A 21,318-nucleotide genomic window follows, 5' to 3' on the forward strand; every position below is an offset into this window, starting at 1 on the left:
GTTGGCCTCTCGCAGGCCGCGCCCGTTCGGTGCACACCAAGCATCCGGACGGATGCGGTACGTTGGGGGACACACAAAGGGTCGTAGCTCAATTGGTAGAGCACTGGTCTCCAAAACCAGCGGTTGGGGGTTCAAGTCCCTCCGGCCCTGCTACACACTCCATCGCCAGGATGTGTGCGCATGTACGTACAGCAATGCACCGCCGTGCGGCTCAGACCGGGCGCGGCACGGCCACGACCCGGAATCAGGTGAGGACGAGTGACGGACGCCGTGGGCTCCATCGACATGCCTGATGCCCAGGACGAGGCGCCGGAGTCCAAGAAGGCCCGCAAGGGCGGCAAGCGCGGAAAGAAGGGCCCGCTGAAGCGGCTCGCCCTCTTCTACCGCCAGATCGTCGCGGAGCTGCGCAAGGTCGTCTGGCCGACCCGCAACCAGCTGACGACCTACACGGCCGTGGTGATCATCTTCGTCGTCATCATGATCGGCTTGGTCACCGTGATTGACTATGGGCTCAGCAACGCCGCGAAGTACGTGTTCGGCTGAGCAGTCCGCGAAGAGCGCCGAGGTACCCGGCGCTCCTTTCGCATGTTCCACCCCTATGTATCCAGGAAGAAGCAGCCACCGTGTCTGACCCGAACGTGAACGACGCCATCGAGCCGGTCGAGTCCGTCGAGGACGAGCTCGACATCGTCGAGGGCGCGGACAACGAGGACACCGAGGCCTCCACCGAGGCCGAGGCTGCCGACGCCGTCGCGGACGACGCCGCCGAGGCGGAGACCGAGGACGGCGAAGAGGCCGCGGAAGAACTCGAGGAAGAGCCCGAGGACGACCGCGACCCGATCGAGAAGCTCCGCGAGGAACTGCGGGTCCTGCCCGGCGAGTGGTACGTCATCCACACCTACGCCGGTTACGAGAACCGCGTGAAGACCAACCTCGAGCAGCGCGCCGTCTCGCTCAACGTCGAGGACTACATCTTCCAGGCCGAGGTGCCGCAGGAAGAGGTCGTCCAGATCAAGAACGGCGACCGCAAGACGATCAAGCAGAACAAGCTCCCGGGCTACGTCCTGGTCCGCATGGACCTGACGAACGAGTCCTGGGGCGTCGTCCGCAACACCCCCGGCGTCACCGGCTTCGTGGGCAACGCCTACGACCCGTACCCGCTGACCCTGGACGAGATCGTCAAGATGCTCGCTCCCGAGGCCGAGGAGAAGGCCGCTCGCGAGGCCGCCGAGGCCGAGGGCAAGCCGGCTCCGCAGCGCAAGGTCGAGGTCCAGGTCCTGGACTTCGAGGTCGGCGACTCGGTCACCGTCACCGACGGCCCGTTCGCCACGCTGCAGGCGACCATCAACGAGATCAACCCCGACTCGAAGAAGGTCAAGGGCCTCGTCGAGATCTTCGGCCGCGAGACGCCGGTCGAGCTCTCCTTCGACCAGATCCAGAAGAACTGACTTCCGGATTCACCGCTTCCGCGCAGGTCAGGCGGACGCTCGAGCGTCCGCCTGACCTGCGCGGTTTTTGGCCGCGCATCTATACCCGTTATCGTTGTGCGGTATGCCTGCGTCCGGGTGGTCCCCGTCCGCAGGCAGGACCCGAATCGAAAGGACCCGGAGAGCTATGCCTCCCAAGAAGAAGAAGGTCACGGGGCTCATCAAGCTCCAGATCCAGGCCGGTGCCGCCAACCCGGCCCCGCCGGTCGGCCCCGCGCTGGGTCAGCACGGCGTGAACATCATGGAGTTCTGCAAGGCCTACAACGCCGCGACCGAGTCGCAGCGTGGCTGGGTGATCCCGGTGGAGATCACGGTCTACGAGGACCGTTCCTTCACCTTCATCACCAAGACGCCGCCGGCCGCGAAGATGATCCTGAAGGCCGCGGGCATCGAGAAGGGCTCCGGCGAGCCGCACAAGACCAAGGTCGCGAAGATCACGCGTGACCAGGTCCGTGAGATCGCCACGACCAAGATGCCCGACCTCAACGCCAACGACCTGGACGCCGCCGAGAAGATCATCGCCGGCACCGCCCGTTCCATGGGCGTCACGGTCGAGGGCTGAGCCCCAACCTCCATCAGCAGAAGTGGCAGGGCCTGCTCGGCCCGGACCACGACTCCTAAGAATCCACAGGAGCAGTAGTGAGCAAGCGCAGCAAGTCCCTTCGCGCTGCGGACGCCAAGGTCGACCGGGAGAAGCTCTACGCCCCGCTCGAGGCCGTCCGTCTCGCCAAGGAGACCTCCACGACCAAGTTCGACGGCACCGTCGAGGTCGCCTTCCGTCTGGGTGTCGACCCGCGCAAGGCCGACCAGATGGTCCGTGGCACCGTGAACCTTCCGCACGGCACCGGCAAGACCGCCCGGGTCCTGGTCTTCGCGACCGGTGACCGTGCTGCGGCCGCGGAGGCCGCGGGCGCCGACATCGTCGGCTCCGACGAACTGATCGACGAGGTGTCGAAGGGCCGTCTGGACTTCGACGCCGTCGTCGCCACCCCGGACCTCATGGGCAAGGTCGGCCGTCTCGGCCGCGTGCTCGGTCCGCGTGGTCTGATGCCGAACCCGAAGACCGGCACCGTCACCCCCGACGTGGCCAAGGCCGTCACCGAGATCAAGGGCGGCAAGATCGAGTTCCGCGTCGACAAGCACTCGAACCTGCACTTCATCATCGGCAAGTCGTCCTTCGAGGACAACAAGCTGGTGGAGAACTACGGCGCCGCGCTGGAGGAGATCCTCCGTCTGAAGCCGTCGGCCGCCAAGGGTCGCTACATCAAGAAGGCCGCCATCAGCACCACGATGGGCCCCGGCATTCCGGTCGACCCGAACCGCACCCGCAACCTCCTCGTCGAGGAGGACCCGGCGGCGGTCTGAGCCTGAGGCTCACCCAACCGGTCACGGGCCCCGCACCTCTTACAGGTGCGGGGCCCGTTCCCTTTTCCGGTACGTACGCCGGTGGCCTGGGTTAACGTGCGGGAACCGGATGCGAACGGGGGGACGTATGCAGGGCACGACCGTGCGCCGCGTGGGCCTGGTGCTCGCGGCGACCGCGCTGACGGGGGTGGCCGCCTGCACGTCCCAGGAGTTCTCCGGCACCTCCGGCCGGGACGACCGCGCCGCACGCGGCCGGGCGCTCGCCGCCCTGCGCGCCGCCGAGCGCGCCACCGAAGACGCCGAGTCCGCCCGGGTGGAGTCCTCGACGACCATGGGCTCGCTGATGTCGATGACCGCCGACGGCACTCTCCGCTGGAGCGACGGCATCACCGGCACGCTCACCATCAGGTACACCGGTGGCACCGTCGCCGACACCATGCGGCGGCTCGGCACCCCCTCGATGGAGGCCCGCTACCTGCCAGAGGCGTACTACGCCCGCATGGGCGAGAAGTTCGCCGAGCAGACCGACGGCAGGCGCTGGATCCGGTACGCGTACAAGGACCTCGAAGAGCTCGCCGGCAGCTCCGGCGCCCACCTCGGCGACCAGATGCGCAGCACCACGCCGAACCAGTCCGTGAAGCTCCTGCTGTCCTCCGGAGACGTCAGGAAGGTCGGTCGGGAGACCGTCCGCGGCCGGTCCACGACGCACTGGTCCGGCACGGTGACAGCGGCCGACGTCGCCGATGCCGGCCTGCGCAAGCAGCTCACCGGGGCCGGTGTCACCACCGAGACCGTCGACATCTGGGTCGATGAGCGGAACCTGCTGGTCAAGAAGGTCGAGAAGGCGCGGATGGCCACCGGCCTGATGACCCAGACCGCGCACTACGCCGACTACGGCGTCGAAGTCCGGGCCGAACGGCCCCCGCGGTCCGACACCGGGGACTTCGAGGACCTGATGCGCAAGCAGCCGGGCAGGCCCTGAGGCCTCCGCCTATTCCGATAGATCACTTGTGCCCCTCTGGGATAGGCTCACGGCCTTGCTGTGAAGCAAACATGTATTCCTTGGGGGGAATCGATGAGGACATCCATACCTGCCGCCGGGGCGTGTGCCCTGCTCCTCGCCGTCGGCGCCGTCGGCTGCGGATCCGAGCAGTCGCCGGAGATGACGCCCGCCGCGGCGATCGCCAAGGCGGCGAAGAACACGGAGGACATCACGTCCCTCCAGTACCGGCTGAAGGGCACGGTCCCGGAGTCGGGCCGCGTCGAGGGTGAGGCGTCCATGCGCCTGAAGCCCACGATCGCCATGAGCATGAAGATGACGGCGCCCGACCAGGCGGCGGGCGAGAGCGTCGAGATCCGTCTCGTCGACAAGGCCATGTACCTCGGTGGGGGAGCCGAGATGGCCAAGGAGATGGACGGCAAGCGCTGGCTGAAGTTCGATCTGTCCGGCTCCGACGCCGCCAAGGACCTGGACAAGATGGGGTCCACGAGCCAGGCCGAGCAGAACCCGGCGGCGGAGTCCACCTTCCTCAAGGGCGCCAAGGACGTGAAGAAGGTCGGAAGCGAGAAGGTCGACGGCGTCGAGACCACCCGCTACACGGGCACGGTCACCCTCGCCGACCTGCGCGCCTCGCTCAAGGACGACAAGGCGGCGACCCGCAAGCAGCGCGAGAAGAGCATCAAGCAGTACGAGAAGCTCGGCGTCGACAAGCTCACGATGGACATGTGGGTCGACGGCGAGGACCACACCAAGCAGTTCCGCATGAAGGGCCAGGCCGACAAGGGCCCGATGGACATGACCATCACCTTCCTCGACTACAACAAGCCCGTCACCGTCACGGCCCCGCCGGCCAAGGACGTCGCGGACCTGAGCGAGATGTTCAAGGAGCTGGGGCAGGGCTGAACCGCCCCGCGCCGATCCGCCGTACGGGCGGATTTGCCTCATGGTGAACCGTTCCCGTACTCTCCTACAGAAGCCAAAGACCGCTGGTCGTTACCGCGCGCTCATCTGAGGGCGCGGTGGCCGAAGGATCCGCTGAACGGCGGACGACCCGCGCAGGTGACACTGGAGAAGCTCCCGGAACCCGCCGCCTCGTGCGTGTGTGAGACCGGTTGAGCTACGCCCCGTGCGCTTGCGCCGGGGCGTTTCGTTTTCCCCAGTCCTCCTTCGGGTCCGCGCGGTCCGAATCACCCGGAAGGAGGCCGAGGCTCATGGCGAGGCCTGACAAGGTCGATGCCGTCGAGGAGATGCGGGACAAGTTCCGCAACTCCAACGCTGCTGTCGTTACCGCGTACACCGGTCTCACCGTCGCGCAGCTCCAGAAGCTGCGTCGTTCACTCGGTGAGAACGCTCAGTACCGTGTGGCGAAGAACACGCTGACCAAGATTGCGGCCAACGAGGCCGGGATCACGACGCTGGACGACCTCTTTGCGGGTTCGTCGGCCGTCGCCTTCGTGACCGGTGACCCGGTCGAGGCGGCGAAGGGTCTCCGTGACTTCGCCAAGGACAACCCCAACCTCGTCATCAAGGGCGGCGTCCTTGACGGCAAGGCGTTGTCCGCCGATGAGATCAAGAAGCTTGCGGACCTCGAGTCCCGCGAGGTTCTGCTCTCCAAGCTGGCCGGTGCCATGAAGGGCAAGCAGTCCCAGGCTGCCTCTGTCTTCCAGGCGCTGCCGTCGAAGCTCGTCCGCACCGTGGACGCGCTCCGTGCCAAGCAGGACGAGCAGGGCGGTGCCGAGTAACTCGGCTCGCATCCCGGCCGCCGCTGCCTGAACGCGGCGACCGTCGCGGGCCAGTAGTACGCCCGCCTCACATGTACATCCGGCACCTGCCGAATTAGTGGAAGGACCGCCAATCATGGCGAAGCTCAGCCAGGAAGACCTGCTCGCGCAGTTCGAGGAGATGACCCTCATCGAGCTCTCCGAGTTCGTGAAGGCGTTCGAGGAGAAGTTCGACGTCACCGCCGCCGCTGCCGCGCCGGTCGTCGTCGCCGGTGGTGCCGCTGGTGGCGCCGCTGCCGAGGCCGCTGAGGAGCAGGACGAGTTCGACGTCATCCTCACCGGTGCCGGCGACAAGAAGATCCAGGTCATCAAGGTCGTGCGTGAGCTGACCTCCCTGGGTCTGAAGGAGGCCAAGGACCTCGTGGACGGCGCCCCGAAGCCCGTTCTCGAGAAGGTCGCCAAGGACGCCGCCGAGAAGGCGAAGGAGTCCCTCGAGGGCGCCGGCGCCTCCGTCGAGGTCAAGTAAGACCTTCCGGATCCGCCAGGATCCACGACACGTCCCACTGGACGTGTAACGCGTAAGCGCGGAAGAGCGATCATCCATCCGGGTGGTCGCTCTTCGGCGTTCTCGGGGGCGGGCCACGGTTGCCTTGAACCCCCGGTGACGGGGGGTATGGTGATCTTCGTCGTGGCGCCGGGCGGCCCCGGATCGGGCAGGGGGGCCTTGACGAACCGCACGCAGCGCGCAATTCTCAGGACGCGTCGTCACAGGATCCGAATCCGAGGCATGGATCGACGACGAAGAGGGCAGTATCAACGTGCGTTGAGGGCAGCGCCTTGTCGCAGGAGTGGAACAACGAGGGTGAACACGGGTTCCAGAACCCGCACTGGACATCAGTGTGCCAAGTGGCTACACTGACCCTTTGCGCTGCCTGTTAGCTGTCCCCTGCCCGTCACCAGGGGTCTGCCCTCGCCCGAGCATCGATGACAAGACATGCCTGACCTGGCCTTTCGGCCCTCAAGGCACAGCTTGTCTCCGTGTACGGGAGAGGGGCCGGTACGCGCGTAGTGAGTCCGAGCCCTCGGAAGGACCCCCTCTTGGCCGCCTCGCGCAACGCCTCGACCGCGAATACGAACAACGCCGCCAGCACTGCCCCGCTGCGCATCTCTTTTGCAAAGATCAAGGAGCCTCTTGAGGTTCCGAACCTGCTCGCGCTGCAGACCGAGAGCTTCGACTGGCTCCTCGGCAACACCGCCTGGCAGAGTCGGGTCGAGGAGGCTCTCGAGAACGGTCAGGACGTCCCCACCAAGTCCGGGCTCGAGGAGATCTTCGAGGAGATCTCCCCGATCGAGGACTTCAGCGGGTCGATGTCGCTGACCTTCCGCGACCACCGCTTCGAGCCGCCGAAGAACTCCATCGACGAGTGCAAGGACCGCGACTTCACGTACGCGGCCCCGCTCTTCGTCACTGCCGAGTTCACGAACAACGAGACCGGCGAGATCAAGTCCCAGACGGTCTTCATGGGCGACTTCCCGCTCATGACGAACAAGGGCACCTTCGTCATCAACGGCACCGAGCGTGTCGTGGTGTCGCAGCTCGTCCGTTCGCCCGGTGTCTACTTCGACTCCTCCATCGACAAGACGTCCGACAAGGACATCTTCTCCGCCAAGATCATCCCCTCCCGGGGTGCCTGGCTGGAGATGGAGATCGACAAGCGCGACATGGTCGGTGTGCGCATCGACCGCAAGCGCAAGCAGTCCGTCACCGTCCTGCTCAAGGCGCTCGGCTGGACCACCGAGCAGATCCTCGAGGAGTTCGGCGAGTACGAGTCCATGCGCGCCACCCTGGAGAAGGACCACACCCAGGGCCAGGACGACGCGCTGCTCGACATCTACCGCAAGCTGCGTCCGGGCGAGCCCCCCACGCGTGAGGCCGCGCAGACGCTGCTGGAGAACCTCTACTTCAACCCCAAGCGCTACGACCTGGCCAAGGTCGGCCGCTACAAGGTCAACAAGAAGCTGGGCGCGGACGCTCCGCTGGACGCGGGCATCCTGACCGTCGAGGACATCATCTCGACGATCAAGTACCTGGTGAAGCTGCACGCGGGCGAGACCGAGACGGTCGGCGACAGCGGTACGAACATCGTCGTCGAGACCGACGACATCGACCACTTCGGCAACCGCCGCCTGCGCAGCGTCGGCGAGCTCATCCAGAACCAGGTCCGTACGGGTCTGGCGCGTATGGAGCGTGTCGTCCGCGAGCGGATGACGACCCAGGACGTCGAGGCGATCACGCCGCAGACCCTGATCAACATCCGGCCGGTCGTCGCCTCCATCAAGGAGTTCTTCGGCACCAGCCAGCTGTCGCAGTTCATGGACCAGAACAACCCGCTGTCGGGTCTCACCCACAAGCGCCGCCTGTCGGCTCTTGGCCCGGGTGGTCTCTCCCGTGAGCGGGCCGGCTTCGAGGTCCGTGACGTGCACCCCTCGCACTACGGCCGCATGTGCCCGATCGAGACGCCCGAAGGCCCGAACATCGGTCTGATCGGCTCGCTCGCCTCCTACGGCCGGGTCAACGCGTTCGGTTTCGTCGAGACCCCGTACCGCAAGGTGTTCGAGGGCCAGGTCACCGACGAGGTCGACTACCTGACCGCCGACGAGGAAGACCGCTTCGTCATCGCGCAGGCCAACGCGCCGCTCACCGACGACCTCCGCTTCGCCGAGGCCCGCGTGCTGGTCCGCCGCAAGGGCGGCGAGGTCGACTACGTCGGTGGCGAGGACGTGGACTACATGGACGTCTCGCCGCGCCAGATGGTGTCGGTCGCGACCGCCATGATCCCCTTCCTCGAGCACGACGACGCCAACCGTGCCCTCATGGGCGCGAACATGATGCGTCAGGCCGTGCCGCTGATTAAGTCCGAGGCCCCGCTCGTCGGCACCGGCATGGAGTACCGCTCCGCGGTCGACGCCGGCGACGTGGTCAAGGCCGAGAAGCCCGGTGTGGTCCAGGAGGTCTCCGCGGACTACATCACCACCGCCAACGACGACGGCACGTACATCACGTACCGCCTGGCCAAGTTCGCCCGTTCCAACCAGGGCACCTCGGTCAACCAGAAGGTCATCGTCAACGAGGGCGACCGGATCATCGAGGGCCAGGTCCTGGCCGACGGTCCGGCCACCGAGAACGGCGAGATGGCGCTGGGCAAGAACCTGCTCGTGGCGTTCATGCCGTGGGAGGGTCACAACTACGAGGACGCGATCATCCTGTCGCAGCGCCTCGTGCAGGACGACGTCCTCTCCTCGATCCACATCGAGGAGCACGAGGTCGACGCCCGTGACACCAAGCTCGGCCCCGAGGAGATCACCCGGGACATCCCGAACGTCTCCGAGGAGGTCCTCGCCGACCTCGACGAGCGCGGCATCATCCGCATCGGTGCCGAGGTCGTCGCCGGTGACATCCTCGTCGGCAAGGTCACGCCCAAGGGTGAGACCGAGCTGACGCCCGAGGAGCGCCTGCTGCGCGCGATCTTCGGTGAGAAGGCCCGTGAGGTCCGTGACACCTCGCTGAAGGTGCCGCACGGCGAGATCGGCAAGGTCATCGGCGTCCGCGTCTTCGACCGCGAGGAGGGCGACGAGCTTCCCCCCGGTGTGAACCAGCTGGTGCGCGTGTACGTCGCGCAGAAGCGCAAGATCACCGACGGTGACAAGCTCGCCGGCCGTCACGGCAACAAGGGCGTCATCTCGAAGATCCTGCCGATCGAGGACATGCCGTTCCTGGAGGACGGCACCCCGGTCGACATCATCCTCAACCCGCTCGGTGTGCCGTCCCGAATGAACCCGGGTCAGGTCCTGGAGATCCACCTCGGCTGGCTCGCCAGCCGCGGCTGGGACGTCTCCGGCCTCGCGGACGACTGGGCGCAGCGCCTGCAGGCCATCGAGGCCGACCAGGTCGCACCGGGCACCAACGTCGCCACCCCCGTCTTCGACGGTGCGCGTGAGGACGAGCTGGCCGGTCTGCTGAACCACACCATCCCCAACCGCGACGGCGAGCGCATGGTGCTCCCGACCGGCAAGGCGCCGCTGTTCGACGGCCGCTCCGGCGAGCCGTTCCCGGAGCCGATCTCGGTCGGCTACATGTACATCCTCAAGCTGCACCACCTGGTCGACGACAAGCTGCACGCCCGGTCGACCGGTCCGTACTCGATGATCACCCAGCAGCCGCTGGGTGGTAAGGCCCAGTTCGGTGGCCAGCGCTTCGGTGAGATGGAGGTGTGGGCGCTGGAGGCTTACGGCGCCGCGTACGCCCTCCAGGAGCTGCTGACCATCAAGTCCGACGACGTGACCGGCCGCGTGAAGGTCTACGAGGCCATCGTCAAGGGCGAGAACATCCCCGAGCCCGGCATCCCCGAGTCCTTCAAGGTGCTCATCAAGGAGATGCAGTCCCTGTGCCTCAACGTGGAGGTGCTGTCCTCGGACGGCATGTCCATCGAGATGCGCGACACCGACGAGGACGTCTTCCGCGCTGCGGAGGAGCTTGGCATCGACCTGTCCCGGCGTGAGCCGAGCAGCGTCGAAGAGGTCTGACGGGAGTCCGGCGGCCTTCGTCATGAAGGCCGCCGGCCCCAGGACCCCCGTATCAGACCCCATGACTTACAACCCTGAGAGGGATTGACGCATAGTGCTCGACGTCAACTTCTTCGACGAGCTCCGGATCGGTCTGGCCACCGCTGACGACATCCGTCAGTGGAGCCACGGCGAGGTCAAGAAGCCCGAGACGATCAACTACCGCACGCTCAAGCCCGAAAAGGACGGACTCTTCTGCGAGAAGATCTTCGGTCCGACCCGGGACTGGGAGTGCTACTGCGGCAAGTACAAGCGTGTCCGCTTCAAGGGCATCATCTGTGAGCGGTGTGGCGTCGAGGTCACCCGCGCCAAGGTGCGCCGTGAGCGGATGGGCCACATCGAGCTGGCCGCCCCCGTCACGCACATCTGGTACTTCAAGGGCGTCCCGAGCCGTCTGGGCTACCTGCTCGACCTGGCTCCCAAGGACCTCGAGAAGGTCATCTACTTCGCGGCGTACATGATCACGTACGTCGACGAGGAGCGCCGCACGCGCGACCTGCCCTCGCTGGAGGCCCACGTCTCCGTCGAGCGCCAGCAGATCGAGCAGCGCCGCGACGCCGACCTGGAGGCCCGCGCCAAGAAGCTCGAGACCGACCTGGCCGAGCTGGAGGCCGAGGGCGCCAAGGCGGACGTGCGCCGCAAGGTGCGCGAGGGTGCCGAGCGCGAGATGAAGCAGCTGCGCGACCGCGCGCAGCGCGAGATCGACCGCCTCGACGAGGTGTGGAACCGCTTCAAGAACCTCAAGGTCCAGGACCTGGAGGGCGACGAGCTGCTCTACCGCGAGCTGCGTGACCGCTTCGGCACGTACTTCGACGGCTCGATGGGTGCCGCGGCGCTGCAGAAGCGCCTGGAGTCCTTCGACCTCGACGAGGAGGCCGAGAAGCTCCGCGAGATCATCCGCACCGGCAAGGGCCAGAAGAAGACCCGTGCGCTCAAGCGCCTGAAGGTCGTCTCCGCGTTCCTGCAGACCAGCAACAGCCCCAAGGGCATGGTGCTCGACTGCGTGCCGGTCATCCCGCCGGACCTGCGTCCGATGGTGCAGCTGGACGGTGGCCGCTTCGCGACCTCCGACCTGAACGACCTGTACCGCCGTGTGATCAACCGCAACAACCGCCTGAAGCGCCTTCTCGACCTCGGTGCGCCCGAGATCATCGTGAACAACGAGAAGCGCATGCTCCAGGAGGCCGTGGACGCGCTGTTCGACAACGGCCGCCGTGGCCGTCCGGTCACCGGTCCCGGTAACCGCCCGCTGAAGTCCCTCAGCGACATGCTGAAGGGTAAGCAGGGCCGCTTCCGTCAGAACCTGCTCGGTAAGCGTGTGGACTACTCCGCGCGTTCCGTGATCGTCGTCGGTCCGCAGCTCAAGCTGCACCAGTGCGGTCTGCCGAAGGCGATGGCGCTGGAGCTCTTCAAGCCGTTCGTGATGAAGCGCTTGGTCGACCTGAACCACGCGCAGAACATCAAGAGCGCCAAGCGCATGGTCGAGCGCGGCCGCACGGTCGTGTACGACGTGCTGGAAGAGGTCATCGCGGAGCACCCGGTTCTGCTGAACCGTGCGCCCACGCTGCACCGCCTCGGCATCCAGGCCTTCGAGCCGCAGCTGGTCGAGGGCAAGGCCATCCAGATCCACCCGCTCGTCTGCACCGCGTTCAACGCGGACTTCGACGGTGACCAGATGGCCGTGCACCTGCCGCTGTCCGCGGAGGCGCAGGCCGAGGCCCGCATCCTGATGCTGTCCTCGAACAACATCCTCAAGCCGGCCGACGGCCGCCCGGTGACGATGCCGACCCAGGACATGGTCCTCGGTCTGTTCTTCCTCACCACCGACGGCGAGATGCGCGACCTCAAGGGCGAGGGCCGTTCCTTCGCCTCGGTCGCCGAGGCGATCATGGCCTTCGACGCGGGCGAGCTGTCGCTCCAGTCGAAGATCGACGTCCGCTTCCCGGTCGGCACCATCCCGCCGCGCGGCTGGACCCCGCCGGCGCGCGAGGAGGGCGAGCCCGAGTGGCAGCAGGGTGACAGCTTCCGGCTGAACACCACCCTGGGCCGTGCGCTCTTCAACGAGCTGCTGCCCGAGGACTACCCGTTCGTCGACTACGAGGTCGGCAAGAAGCAGCTCTCCGAGATCGTCAACGACCTCGCCGAGCGCTACCCGAAGGTCATCGTGGCGGCGACGCTCGACAACCTGAAGGCGGCCGGCTTCTACTGGGCCACCCGTTCCGGCGTCACCGTCGCCATCTCCGACGTCGTCGTTCCCGAGGCGAAGAAGGAGATCGTCCGCGGTTACGAGGCGCAGGACGAGAAGGTCCAGAAGCAGTACGAGCGCGGTCTGATCACCAAGGACGAGCGCACGCAGGAGCTCATCGCGATCTGGACCAAGGCGACCAACGAGGTCGCCGAGGCGATGAACGACAACTTCCCGAAGACCAACCCGATCTTCATGATGGTGAACTCGGGTGCACGAGGCAACATGATGCAGATGCGTCAGATCGCCGGTATGCGTGGTCTGGTGTCGAACGCGAAGAACGAGACGATCCCGCGTCCGATCAAGGCGTCCTTCCGTGAGGGCCTGTCCGTGCTGGAGTACTTCATCTCCACGCACGGTGCCCGTAAGGGTCTGGCGGACACCGCTCTGCGTACCGCCGACTCGGGTTACCTCACGCGTCGTCTGGTCGACGTCTCCCAGGACGTCATCATTCGCGAGGAGGACTGCGGCACCGAGCGCGGTCTGCGTCTGAAGATCGCCGACCGCACCGAGGCCGGTCTGGTCAAGACGGAGGACGTCGAGACGTCCGTGTACGCGCGCTGCCTCGCCGAGGACATCGTGGTCGACGGACAGGTGCTGGCCCCGGCCGGTACCGACCTCGGCGACGTCCTCATCGAGGAGCTCGTGCAGCGCGGCGTCGAGGAGGTCAAGACCCGCTCGGTCCTGACCTGCGAGTCCGCCGTCGGCACCTGCGCGATGTGCTACGGCCGTTCGCTGGCCACCGGCAAGCTGGTCGACATCGGTGAGGCGGTCGGCATCATCGCCGCCCAGTCCATCGGTGAGCCCGGCACCCAGCTGACGATGCGTACCTTCCACACCGGTGGTGTGGCCGGTGACGACATCACCCAGGGTCTGCCGCGTGTCGTCGAGCTCTTCGAGGCCCGTACCCCGAAGGGTGTCGCCCCGATCTCCGAGGCCCAGGGCCGCGTGCGGATCGAGGAGACCGAGAAGACCAAGAAGATCGTCGTCACCCCGGACGACGGCAGCGACGAGACGGCGTTCCCGATCTCCAAGCGTGCCCGTCTCCTGGTCAGCGAGGGCGAGCACGTCGAGGTGGGCCAGAAGCTCACCGTGGGTGCCACCAACCCGCATGACGTGCTGCGCATCCTGGGCCAGCGTGCCGTCCAGGTCCACCTGGTCGGCGAGGTCCAGAAGGTCTACAACTCGCAGGGTGTGTCGATCCACGACAAGCACATCGAGATCATCATCCGGCAGATGCTGCGCCGCGTGACGATCATCGAGTCCGGCGACGCCGAGCTGCTGCCCGGCGAGCTGGTCGAGCGCTCGAAGTTCGAGACCGAGAACCGTCGTGTGGTCCAGGAGGGCGGTCACCCGGCTTCGGGCCGTCCGCAGCTGATGGGTATCACCAAGGCCTCGCTGGCGACGGAATCCTGGCTGTCGGCCGCCTCCTTCCAGGAGACGACCCGAGTCCTGACGGACGCGGCGATCAACGCCAAGTCCGACAGCCTCATCGGCCTCAAGGAGAACGTCATCATCGGTAAGCTCATCCCGGCCGGTACGGGCCTGTCCCGCTACCGCAACATCCGGGTCGAGCCGACCGAGGAGGCCAAGGCCGCGATGTACTCGGCCGTCGGCTACGACGACATCGACTACTCGCCGTTCGGCACGGGCTCCGGCCAGGCCGTTCCGCTGGAGGACTACGACTACGGTCCGTACAACCAGTAAGCGAGTCGCTTGAGTCGAAGGGCGGTCACCCTGCGGGGTGGCCGCCCTTCGGCGTTCCCGGTCCCGGCGTGCGAGCGCCGAAGGGCTCCGACGCCGTCTCACCGGCCGTCTGCGGGCGTGCGGACGCGGCGGGGAATCCGGGGCGCGGCCGCGCGTGGGAGCGCCTGAGTCGGCTGTCTGGCCGACATGAGCCGCCCCGCCCCGGACGCACCGGTGCCGGAACCTCCGCTTCGGCGCATCATGGAAGGACTCCGGCCCCTCGGGGAGGTGCTCCGTGTCGCAGTCGCCCTACTCGTCCTGGCAGCCGTGGCAGCCCTGGCAGGGCTCCGGTGGCCCGTCGATGCTGGCGTCGCACGCCGATCGGGAGCGGGCCGTGGACGTGCTCAGAGCCGGGTACGGCGAGGGGCGGATGGAGCAGGGGGAGTTCGAGCAGCGGGTGGGGCGGGCGTACGCGGCGCGGACCGTGGGGGAACTGGCGCTGCTCGTCGCGGACCTGCCGCAGGGGCCGCTGCCGCAGCCGGCCTCCGTCGCGCCCGTGCCGGCGACGTTCATGCCCGTGCCGCGTGCGCGGACCAACGGCAAGGCCGTGGCGGCCGGGGTGTGCGGGCTGCTGTGCGTGCCGACCATGGGGCTGACCGGGATCCCGGCCGTCGTGCTGGGTCATGTGGCCCGGGCCGAGATCCGCAGCCGGGGTGAGCTGGGGGACGGGCTCGCCCTGACCGGCCTCGTGCTCGGGTGGTTGTCCACGGCGGGCTGGGCACTCGTACTGGTGTTGCTCACGGTGGTGTCCGTCGTAGCATCGTGAAAGTATGCAAAACGGACAGTCGCCGTCGAATTGAAGATCGGTAACGGCCGGGGGGCTTGACATGTCCCGCATGGCGATGCGGGCGGTGCCCATTTGTTTTGACCGCAGCGAATGCGGTAGGTACGCTCAGACCTTGTGCCTGGGGTGTGCCCTGGCTCGCGTGTGTGCCATGAACCGCACGGCGAGCCGACACCGGCCACCGTAATCTGCGCTGTTTCTGCCTCGCGGCGGGAGTCCGCGGGTTCGACACACCCGACCGCGTGGGTCGGCGACGTTCCAGGTTAGCTTCACCATTCGGCACACAGAAACCGGAGAAGTAGTGCCTACGATCCAGCAGCTGGTCCGCAAGGGCCGGCAGGACAAGGTCGAGAAGAACAAGACGCCCGCACTCGAGGGTTCCCCTCAGCGCCGGGGCGTCTGCACGCGTGTGTTCACGACCACCCCGAAGAAGCCGAACTCGGCCCTGCGTAAGGTCGCGCGTGTGCGTCTGACCAGCGGGATCGAGGTCACCGCTTACATTCCGGGTGAGGGACACAACCTGCAGGAGCACTCCATCGTGCTCGTGCGCGGCGGCCGTGTGAAGGACCTGCCGGGTGTTCGCTACAAGATCATCCGTGGCTCCCTCGACACCCAGGGTGTCAAGAACCGCAAGCAGGCCCGTTCCCGCTACGGCGCCAAGAAGGAGAAGTAAGAATGCCTCGTAAGGGCCCCGCCCCGAAGCGCCCGGTCATCATCGACCCGGTCTACGGTTCTCCTCTGGTGACGTCGCTCATCAACAAGGTGCTGCTGAACGGCAAGCGCTCCACCGCCGAGCGCATCGTCTACGGCGCCATGGAAGGTCTGCGTGAGAAGACGGGCAACGACCCGATCATCACGCTGAAGCGCGCGCTGGAGAACATCAAGCCGACCCTCGAGGTCAAGTCCCGCCGTGTCGGTGGTGCGACGTACCAGGTTCCGATCGAGGTCAAGCCCGGTCGCGCCAACACGCTCGCGCTGCGCTGGCTGGTCGGTTACTCCCGCGCCCGTCGCGAGAAGACCATGACCGAGCGTCTGCTCAACGAGCTTCTCGACGCCTCCAACGGCCTCGGTGCCGCTGTGAAGAAGCGCGAGGACACCCACAAGATGGCCGAGTCCAACAAGGCCTTCGCGCACTACCGCTGGTAGTCGCTACCCACATCGAGACCGAGAGAAGACTGAAGCCTTATGGCTACCACTTCACTTGACCTGGCCAAGGTCCGCAACATCGGGATCATGGCCCACATCGACGCGGGCAAGACGACCACCACCGAGCGGATCCTGTTCTACACCGGTGTGTCTTACAAGATCGGTGAGGTCCACGACGGCGCTGCCACGATGGACTGGATGGAGCAGGAGCAGGAGCGTGGCATCACGATCACGTCTGCTGCGACCACCTGTCACTGGCCGCTCGAGGACAACGACTACACCATCAACATCATCGACACCCCGGGTCACGTCGACTTCACCGTCGAGGTGGAGCGCTCCCTGCGCGTGCTCGACGGTGCCGTGACGGTGTTCGACGGTGTCGCCGGTGTCGAGCCGCAGTCCGAGACGGTGTGGCGTCAGGCCGACCGCTACGGCGTGCCGCGTATCTGCTTCGTCAACAAGCTGGACCGTACCGGCGCCGAGTTCCACCGCTGCGTGGACATGATCTCGGACCGCCTGGGCGCGCAGCCGCTGGTCATGCAGCTGCCGATCGGTGCCGAGGCGGACTTCAAGGGCGTCATCGACCTCGTGACGATGAAGGCCCTGGTCTGGTCGGCCGAGGCGACCAAGGGCGAGATGTACGACACCGTCGACATCCCGGACACCCACGCCGAGGCTGCCGAGGAGTACCGCGGCAAGCTGCTCGAGGCCGTCGCCGAGAACGACGAAGAGCTGATGGAGCTGTACCTGGAGGGCACCGAGCCCACCGTGGAGCAGCTCTACGCCGCGATCCGTCGCATCACCATCGCGTCCGGCAAGGGCGGCGGCACGACCGTCACCCCCGTGTTCTGCGGCACCGCGTTCAAGAACAAGGGCGTTCAGCCCCTGCTCGACGCGGTCGTGCGCTACCTGCCCACCCCGCTCGACGTCGAGGCCATCGAGGGTCACGACGTCAAGGACCCGGAGCAGGTCGTCGTGCGCAAGCCGTCGGACGAGGAGCCCCTCGCCGCGCTCGCGTTCAAGATCATGAGCGACCCGCACCTCGGCAAGCTCACCTTCGTCCGCGTGTACTCCGGGCGCCTGCACTCCGGCACGGCCGTGCTGAACTCGGTGAAGGGCCGCAAGGAGCGCATCGGCAAGATCTACCGCATGCACGCCAACAAGCGTGAGGAGATCGAGTCGGTGGGCGCCGGCGACATCGTCGCCGTCATGGGCCTGAAGCAGACCACCACCGGTGAGACGCTGGCGGACGAGAAGAACCCGGTCATCCTGGAGTCCATGGACTTCCCGGCGCCGGTCATCGAGGTCGCCATCGAGCCCAAGTCGAAGGGCGACCAGGAGAAGCTCGGCGTCGCGATCCAGCGCCTGGCCGAGGAGGACCCCTCCTTCCAGGTGCACACCAACGAGGAGACCGGCCAGACCGTCATCGGCGGTATGGGCGAGCTTCACCTCGAGGTGCTCGTGGACCGCATGAAGCGCGAGTTCAAGGTCGAGGCCAACGTCGGCAAGCCGCAGGTCGCGTACCGCGAGACGATCCGCAAGGCCGTCGAGAAGGTCGAGTTCACCCACAAGAAGCAGACGGGTGGTACCGGCCAGTTCGCTCGCGTCATCATCGCGATCGAGCCGATCGAGGGTGGCGACGCCTCGTACGAGTTCATCAACAAGGTGACCGGTGGCCGTGTGCCGAAGGAGTACATCCCTTCGGTGGACGCCGGTGCGCAGGAGGCCATGCAGTTCGGCATCCTCGCCGGTTACGAGATGACCGGTGTGCGCGTGACGCTGCTCGACGGTGCCTACCACGAGGTGGACTCCTCCGAGCTCGCGTTCAAGATCGCCGGCTCGCAGGCCTTCAAGGAGGCCGCGCGCAAGGCCAGCCCCGTGCTGCTCGAGCCGATGATGGCCGTCGAGGTCACCACGCCCGAGGACTACATGGGTGAGGTCATCGGCGACATCAACTCCCGCCGTGGCCAGATCCAGGCCATGGAGGAGCGGGCCGGTGCCCGCGTCGTGAAGGGCCTCGTGCCCCTCTCGGAGATGTTCGGCTACGTCGGCGACCTGCGCAGCAAGACGTCCGGCCGTGCGAGCTACTCCATGCAGTTCGACTCCTACGCCGAGGTTCCGCGGAACGTCGCCGAGGAGATCATCGCGAAGGCCAAGGGCGAGTAACGCACCGCGTCTACACGCCGTAGGCTTGACTCCGGAGCCTCGTGGGGCATTCCGCCGCAACAGCGGAGGGAATGCCCCGGGGATCCGGGCCATCCAGCAAAGATCACCTGGCGCCGATGAGTAAGGCGTACCAGAACCACTCCACAGGAGGACCCCAGTGGCGAAGGCGAAGTTCGAGCGGACTAAGCCGCACGTCAACATCGGCACCATCGGTCACATCGACCACGGTAAGACGACCCTCACGGCCGCCATTACCAAGGTGCTGCACGACGCGTACCCGGACCTGAACGAGGCCTCGGCCTTCGACCAGATCGACAAGGCTCCTGAGGAGCGCCAGCGCGGTATCACCATCTCCATCGCGCACGTCGAGTACCAGACCGAGACGCGTCACTACGCCCACGTCGACTGCCCCGGTCACGCGGACTACATCAAGAACATGATCACGGGTGCGGCGCAGATGGACGGCGCCATCCTCGTGGTCGCCGCCACCGACGGCCCGATGCCGCAGACCAAGGAGCACGTGCTCCTGGCCCGCCAGGTCGGCGTTCCGTACATCGTCGTCGCCCTGAACAAGGCCGACATGGTGGACGACGAGGAGATCCTGGAGCTCGTCGAGCTCGAGGTCCGTGAGCTCCTCTCCGAGTACGAGTTCCCGGGCGACGACGTTCCCGTCGTCAAGGTCTCCGCTCTGAAGGCCCTCGAGGGCGACAAGGAGTGGGGCAACTCGGTTCTCGAGCTCATGAACGCCGTCGACACGGCGATCCCCGAGCCCGAGCGTGACGTCGACAAGCCGTTCCTCATGCCGATCGAGGACGTCTTCACGATCACCGGTCGCGGTACGGTCGTCACCGGCCGTATCGAGCGTGGTGTCCTGAAGGTCAACGAGACCGTCGACATCATCGGCATCAAGCAGGAGAAGACCACCACCACGGTCACCGGCATCGAGATGTTCCGGAAGCTCCTCGACGAGGGCCAGGCCGGTGAGAACGTCGGTCTGCTCCTCCGCGGCATCAAGCGCGAGGACGTCGAGCGCGGCCAGGTCATCATCAAGCCGGGCTCGGTCACCCCGCACACCGAGTTCGAGGCGCAGGCCTACATCCTGTCCAAGGACGAGGGTGGCCGCCACACGCCGTTCTTCAACAACTACCGCCCGCAGTTCTACTTCCGTACGACGGACGTGACCGGCGTGGTGACCCTCCCCGAGGGCACCGAGATGGTCATGCCGGGTGACAACACCGAGATGAAGGTGGAGCTCATCCAGCCCGTCGCCATGGAGGAGGGCCTGAAGTTCGCCATCCGTGAGGGTGGCCGGACCGTGGGCGCCGGCCAGGTCACCAAGATCAACAAGTGAGTCTTCGGACTGGCTTGAGGGTCTACTGACCTGAGTGGCTCGAAGGGGCCCGTACGACTTCGGTCGTGCGGGCCCCTTTGCCGTGCCCGGGAATGGTCACTGCATGTTCTGTAGATGCGGATGGTCGTACGAGGCAGTGCAGACGTACACCTGCAAGCAGTAGCCACGCCCGACGTTGAGGTGAGTGGCACAGGCCGGGCCGTCGGTGTGGTGGCCGGTCCAGCCGGCGTCCTCCAGCGGGCGCCAGCTCCCACTGCCTCCGTCCCATTCGACGCCGTCGACCGTGAGCAGAGGGCGGACGCCCGAGCCGCACTCGTGGCAGGACATGGGGAAGGGGTCGGAGAAGCTCCAAGGGGCGTGACCGCCGACCTTGTTGCCGGGCGCGACCGCGAGGTCGTACTGGTAGCAGACGACGGAATCGTCCTCTTCGGCCTCCTCCTCGTTCTGCTCCTCCCAGGCGCTGATCCGCTCGGCGAGTTCTTCGGGCAGCTCGTGCGGCGCCGGGAACTCCGTGACCGGCTCGGGGTGCAGGACGCACGGCTCGGGGAGGTAGTAGTCACTGCCGATGACGGCCGGCCGAGGGGGCTGGGCCAGGGGCGAGGTGACGTCGTCGGCGGTGCGCCAGCGCAGCTCTGTGCGCGGCAGGTGGTCCGGGTCGTGGTCGAAGGGGCACCACAGCACCTGGAGCAGGTCGGTGCCGTCAGGGCAGGGCAGGCCCGGGATGTCGGAGGCGTGGAGCTGGGCCACGGCCACCATCGGAACCGGCCCGTCCTGCGGTATGCGGGCCGGGCTTGTCGCCCGGTCGACGATCATCCGCTCGTCGGGGGTCAGCAGCTCGGTCCCCTCCGCGCGCGGGCGGGCCCAGGCTTCCGCGAGGATCCGGCGACGGAGCCGGACATCGGCCGGGACGAGACCGCGGTGCCAGGGGCCGACGTGCTCGGGGCAGGTCGGCCACGGCTCGTCGGCCGGCCACAGCAGGGGTCCGCCGATCGAACTGTCGGCTGTGGTGGGCTCGCCGGCGCGGGGGTGGAGCCGGACCGTGGTCCGGGCGAGGGGCGCGAGCTCGGGGAAGAGCACTGTGACGTCGACAGGGCGGGGTGGAGTAGTACGAGCCATGGGCAAGGAGCCTAGGGCCGGCCCGGCGTCTCCGACCTTCTGGCCCTGCCCGGCTACAGGTCGAGTTCGGCCCAGACGGTCTTGCGGGGCGGCAGGCCCGGGGTGACGCCCCAGCGGTCGGCGAGCGCCTCGACGAGAAGAAGGCCGCGGCCCGGCTCGTCCTCGGTGTCGGGGAGTTGTGGACTCGGCAAGCAGTCGCCGCGGGTGTCCGTCACCTCGATGCGGAGGGTGTCGGCGACGACGTAGAGGAGCAGGCGGAAGTCGCGGCCGGGGGTTCGGCCGTGGGTCGCCGCATTGGTCGACAGCTCCGCGATGATCTGCCGTGCCGGGTCCAGCGGGATTCCCCAGGAGCGCAGTTGTTCGGTGGCGAGGAGACGGGCCAGACGGGCGCCGCGCGGGGTGGCGGAGAGCTGGAGGCTGAAGTCGCGAATGCGGGTGCGGAGTTCGGCGGAGGTCTGCTTCACGTCACCCAGCGTGGCTGTCCGCGCCTACCGTGAACAGTGACTCATCGAGTGCGTACGGTGACTGTCCGGAGCTTGTCCGGCGTTGTCCGGGCTGTCGGGGCCGG

Annotated in this window: 17 protein-coding genes and 1 tRNA gene; 16 read left to right on the top strand and 2 right to left on the bottom strand. The window is 66.9% G+C overall.

Features of this window, described 5'->3' with window-relative positions; translation table 11 throughout:
* The first annotated feature begins 77 nt into the window (after positions 1–77).
* From ADK65_RS32000 to tuf, 16 genes are all read left to right on the top strand, one after another.
* Positions 78–150 (top strand) — tRNA-Trp (locus ADK65_RS32000).
* A gap of 108 nt (positions 151–258) precedes the next feature.
* Positions 259–543, top strand: coding sequence for a preprotein translocase subunit SecE (secE, locus tag ADK65_RS32005; protein ID WP_053674503.1), 285 nt, complete (start codon positions 259–261; stop codon positions 541–543).
* Between the two features lie 80 nt (positions 544–623).
* The gene (gene nusG / locus ADK65_RS32010) at positions 624–1,448 is read left to right on the top strand and encodes a transcription termination/antitermination protein NusG (protein WP_053674504.1); all 825 of its coding nucleotides are present in this window, start codon (positions 624–626) and stop codon (positions 1,446–1,448) included.
* A 166-nt stretch (positions 1,449–1,614) separates the two neighbouring features.
* Positions 1,615–2,049, top strand: a complete 435-nt coding sequence (gene rplK, locus ADK65_RS32015) for a 50S ribosomal protein L11 (RefSeq protein ID WP_003992325.1) — start codon at positions 1,615–1,617, stop codon at positions 2,047–2,049.
* Between the two features lie 77 nt (positions 2,050–2,126).
* On the top strand, positions 2,127–2,852 hold the full coding sequence (rplA, locus tag ADK65_RS32020; protein ID WP_053674505.1) for a 50S ribosomal protein L1: 726 nt from the start codon (positions 2,127–2,129) through the stop codon (positions 2,850–2,852).
* A gap of 127 nt (positions 2,853–2,979) precedes the next feature.
* Complete coding sequence (locus ADK65_RS32025; RefSeq protein ID WP_053674506.1) at positions 2,980–3,834, top strand: hypothetical protein; 855 nt, start codon at positions 2,980–2,982, stop codon at positions 3,832–3,834.
* A gap of 93 nt (positions 3,835–3,927) precedes the next feature.
* Entirely contained in the window at positions 3,928–4,755 is an 828-nt protein-coding gene (locus ADK65_RS32030; protein ID WP_053674507.1) for a hypothetical protein, read from the top strand.
* A 308-nt stretch (positions 4,756–5,063) separates the two neighbouring features.
* A complete protein-coding gene (gene rplJ, locus ADK65_RS32035; protein ID WP_053674508.1) occupies positions 5,064–5,594 on the top strand; it encodes a 50S ribosomal protein L10 in 531 nt (176 codons plus the stop codon).
* 115 nt (positions 5,595–5,709) lie between these two features.
* Entirely contained in the window at positions 5,710–6,099 is a 390-nt protein-coding gene (gene rplL, locus ADK65_RS32040; protein WP_053674509.1) for a 50S ribosomal protein L7/L12, read from the top strand.
* Positions 6,100–6,671: 572 nt separating this feature from the next.
* Positions 6,672–10,157 carry a DNA-directed RNA polymerase subunit beta gene (gene rpoB / locus ADK65_RS32045; protein ID WP_053674510.1) on the top strand — a complete coding sequence of 1,162 codons (3,486 nt, stop codon included), beginning with the start codon at positions 6,672–6,674 and terminating at the stop codon, positions 10,155–10,157.
* A 94-nt stretch (positions 10,158–10,251) separates the two neighbouring features.
* Positions 10,252–14,148 carry a DNA-directed RNA polymerase subunit beta' gene (locus ADK65_RS32050; RefSeq protein WP_053674511.1) on the top strand — a complete coding sequence of 1,299 codons (3,897 nt, stop codon included), beginning with the start codon at positions 10,252–10,254 and terminating at the stop codon, positions 14,146–14,148.
* Between the two features lie 274 nt (positions 14,149–14,422).
* On the top strand, positions 14,423–14,953 hold the full coding sequence (locus tag ADK65_RS32055; protein WP_053674512.1) for a DUF1707 and DUF4190 domain-containing protein: 531 nt from the start codon (positions 14,423–14,425) through the stop codon (positions 14,951–14,953).
* A 319-nt stretch (positions 14,954–15,272) separates the two neighbouring features.
* Positions 15,273–15,644 carry a 30S ribosomal protein S12 gene (gene rpsL / locus ADK65_RS32060; RefSeq protein ID WP_003948652.1) on the top strand — a complete coding sequence of 124 codons (372 nt, stop codon included), beginning with the start codon at positions 15,273–15,275 and terminating at the stop codon, positions 15,642–15,644.
* A 2-nt stretch (positions 15,645–15,646) separates the two neighbouring features.
* Entirely contained in the window at positions 15,647–16,117 is a 471-nt protein-coding gene (rpsG, locus tag ADK65_RS32065; RefSeq protein WP_003992340.1) for a 30S ribosomal protein S7, read from the top strand.
* Between the two features lie 39 nt (positions 16,118–16,156).
* Positions 16,157–18,283 carry an elongation factor G gene (gene fusA / locus ADK65_RS32070; RefSeq protein ID WP_053674513.1) on the top strand — a complete coding sequence of 709 codons (2,127 nt, stop codon included), beginning with the start codon at positions 16,157–16,159 and terminating at the stop codon, positions 18,281–18,283.
* 157 nt (positions 18,284–18,440) lie between these two features.
* Positions 18,441–19,634 (top strand): elongation factor Tu, encoded by a 1,194-nt coding sequence (gene tuf, locus ADK65_RS32075; protein WP_030233924.1) that lies wholly within the window; start codon positions 18,441–18,443, stop codon positions 19,632–19,634.
* A gap of 96 nt (positions 19,635–19,730) precedes the next feature.
* Here the strand turns inward: tuf and ADK65_RS32080 are convergent, their stop codons facing one another.
* Together ADK65_RS32080 and ADK65_RS32085 are read right to left on the bottom strand one after the other, a co-directional pair.
* Positions 19,731–20,750, bottom strand: coding sequence for a hypothetical protein (locus tag ADK65_RS32080; RefSeq protein ID WP_053674514.1), 1,020 nt, complete (start codon positions 20,748–20,750; stop codon positions 19,731–19,733).
* 53 nt (positions 20,751–20,803) lie between these two features.
* Positions 20,804–21,214 (bottom strand): ATP-binding protein, encoded by a 411-nt coding sequence (locus tag ADK65_RS32085; protein ID WP_053674515.1) that lies wholly within the window; start codon positions 21,212–21,214, stop codon positions 20,804–20,806.
* Positions 21,215–21,318 lie beyond the last annotated feature (104 nt).

This window comes from Streptomyces sp. NRRL B-1140, from assembly GCF_001280065.1.
Taxonomy (GTDB): Bacteria; Actinomycetota; Actinomycetes; order Streptomycetales; family Streptomycetaceae; genus Streptomyces.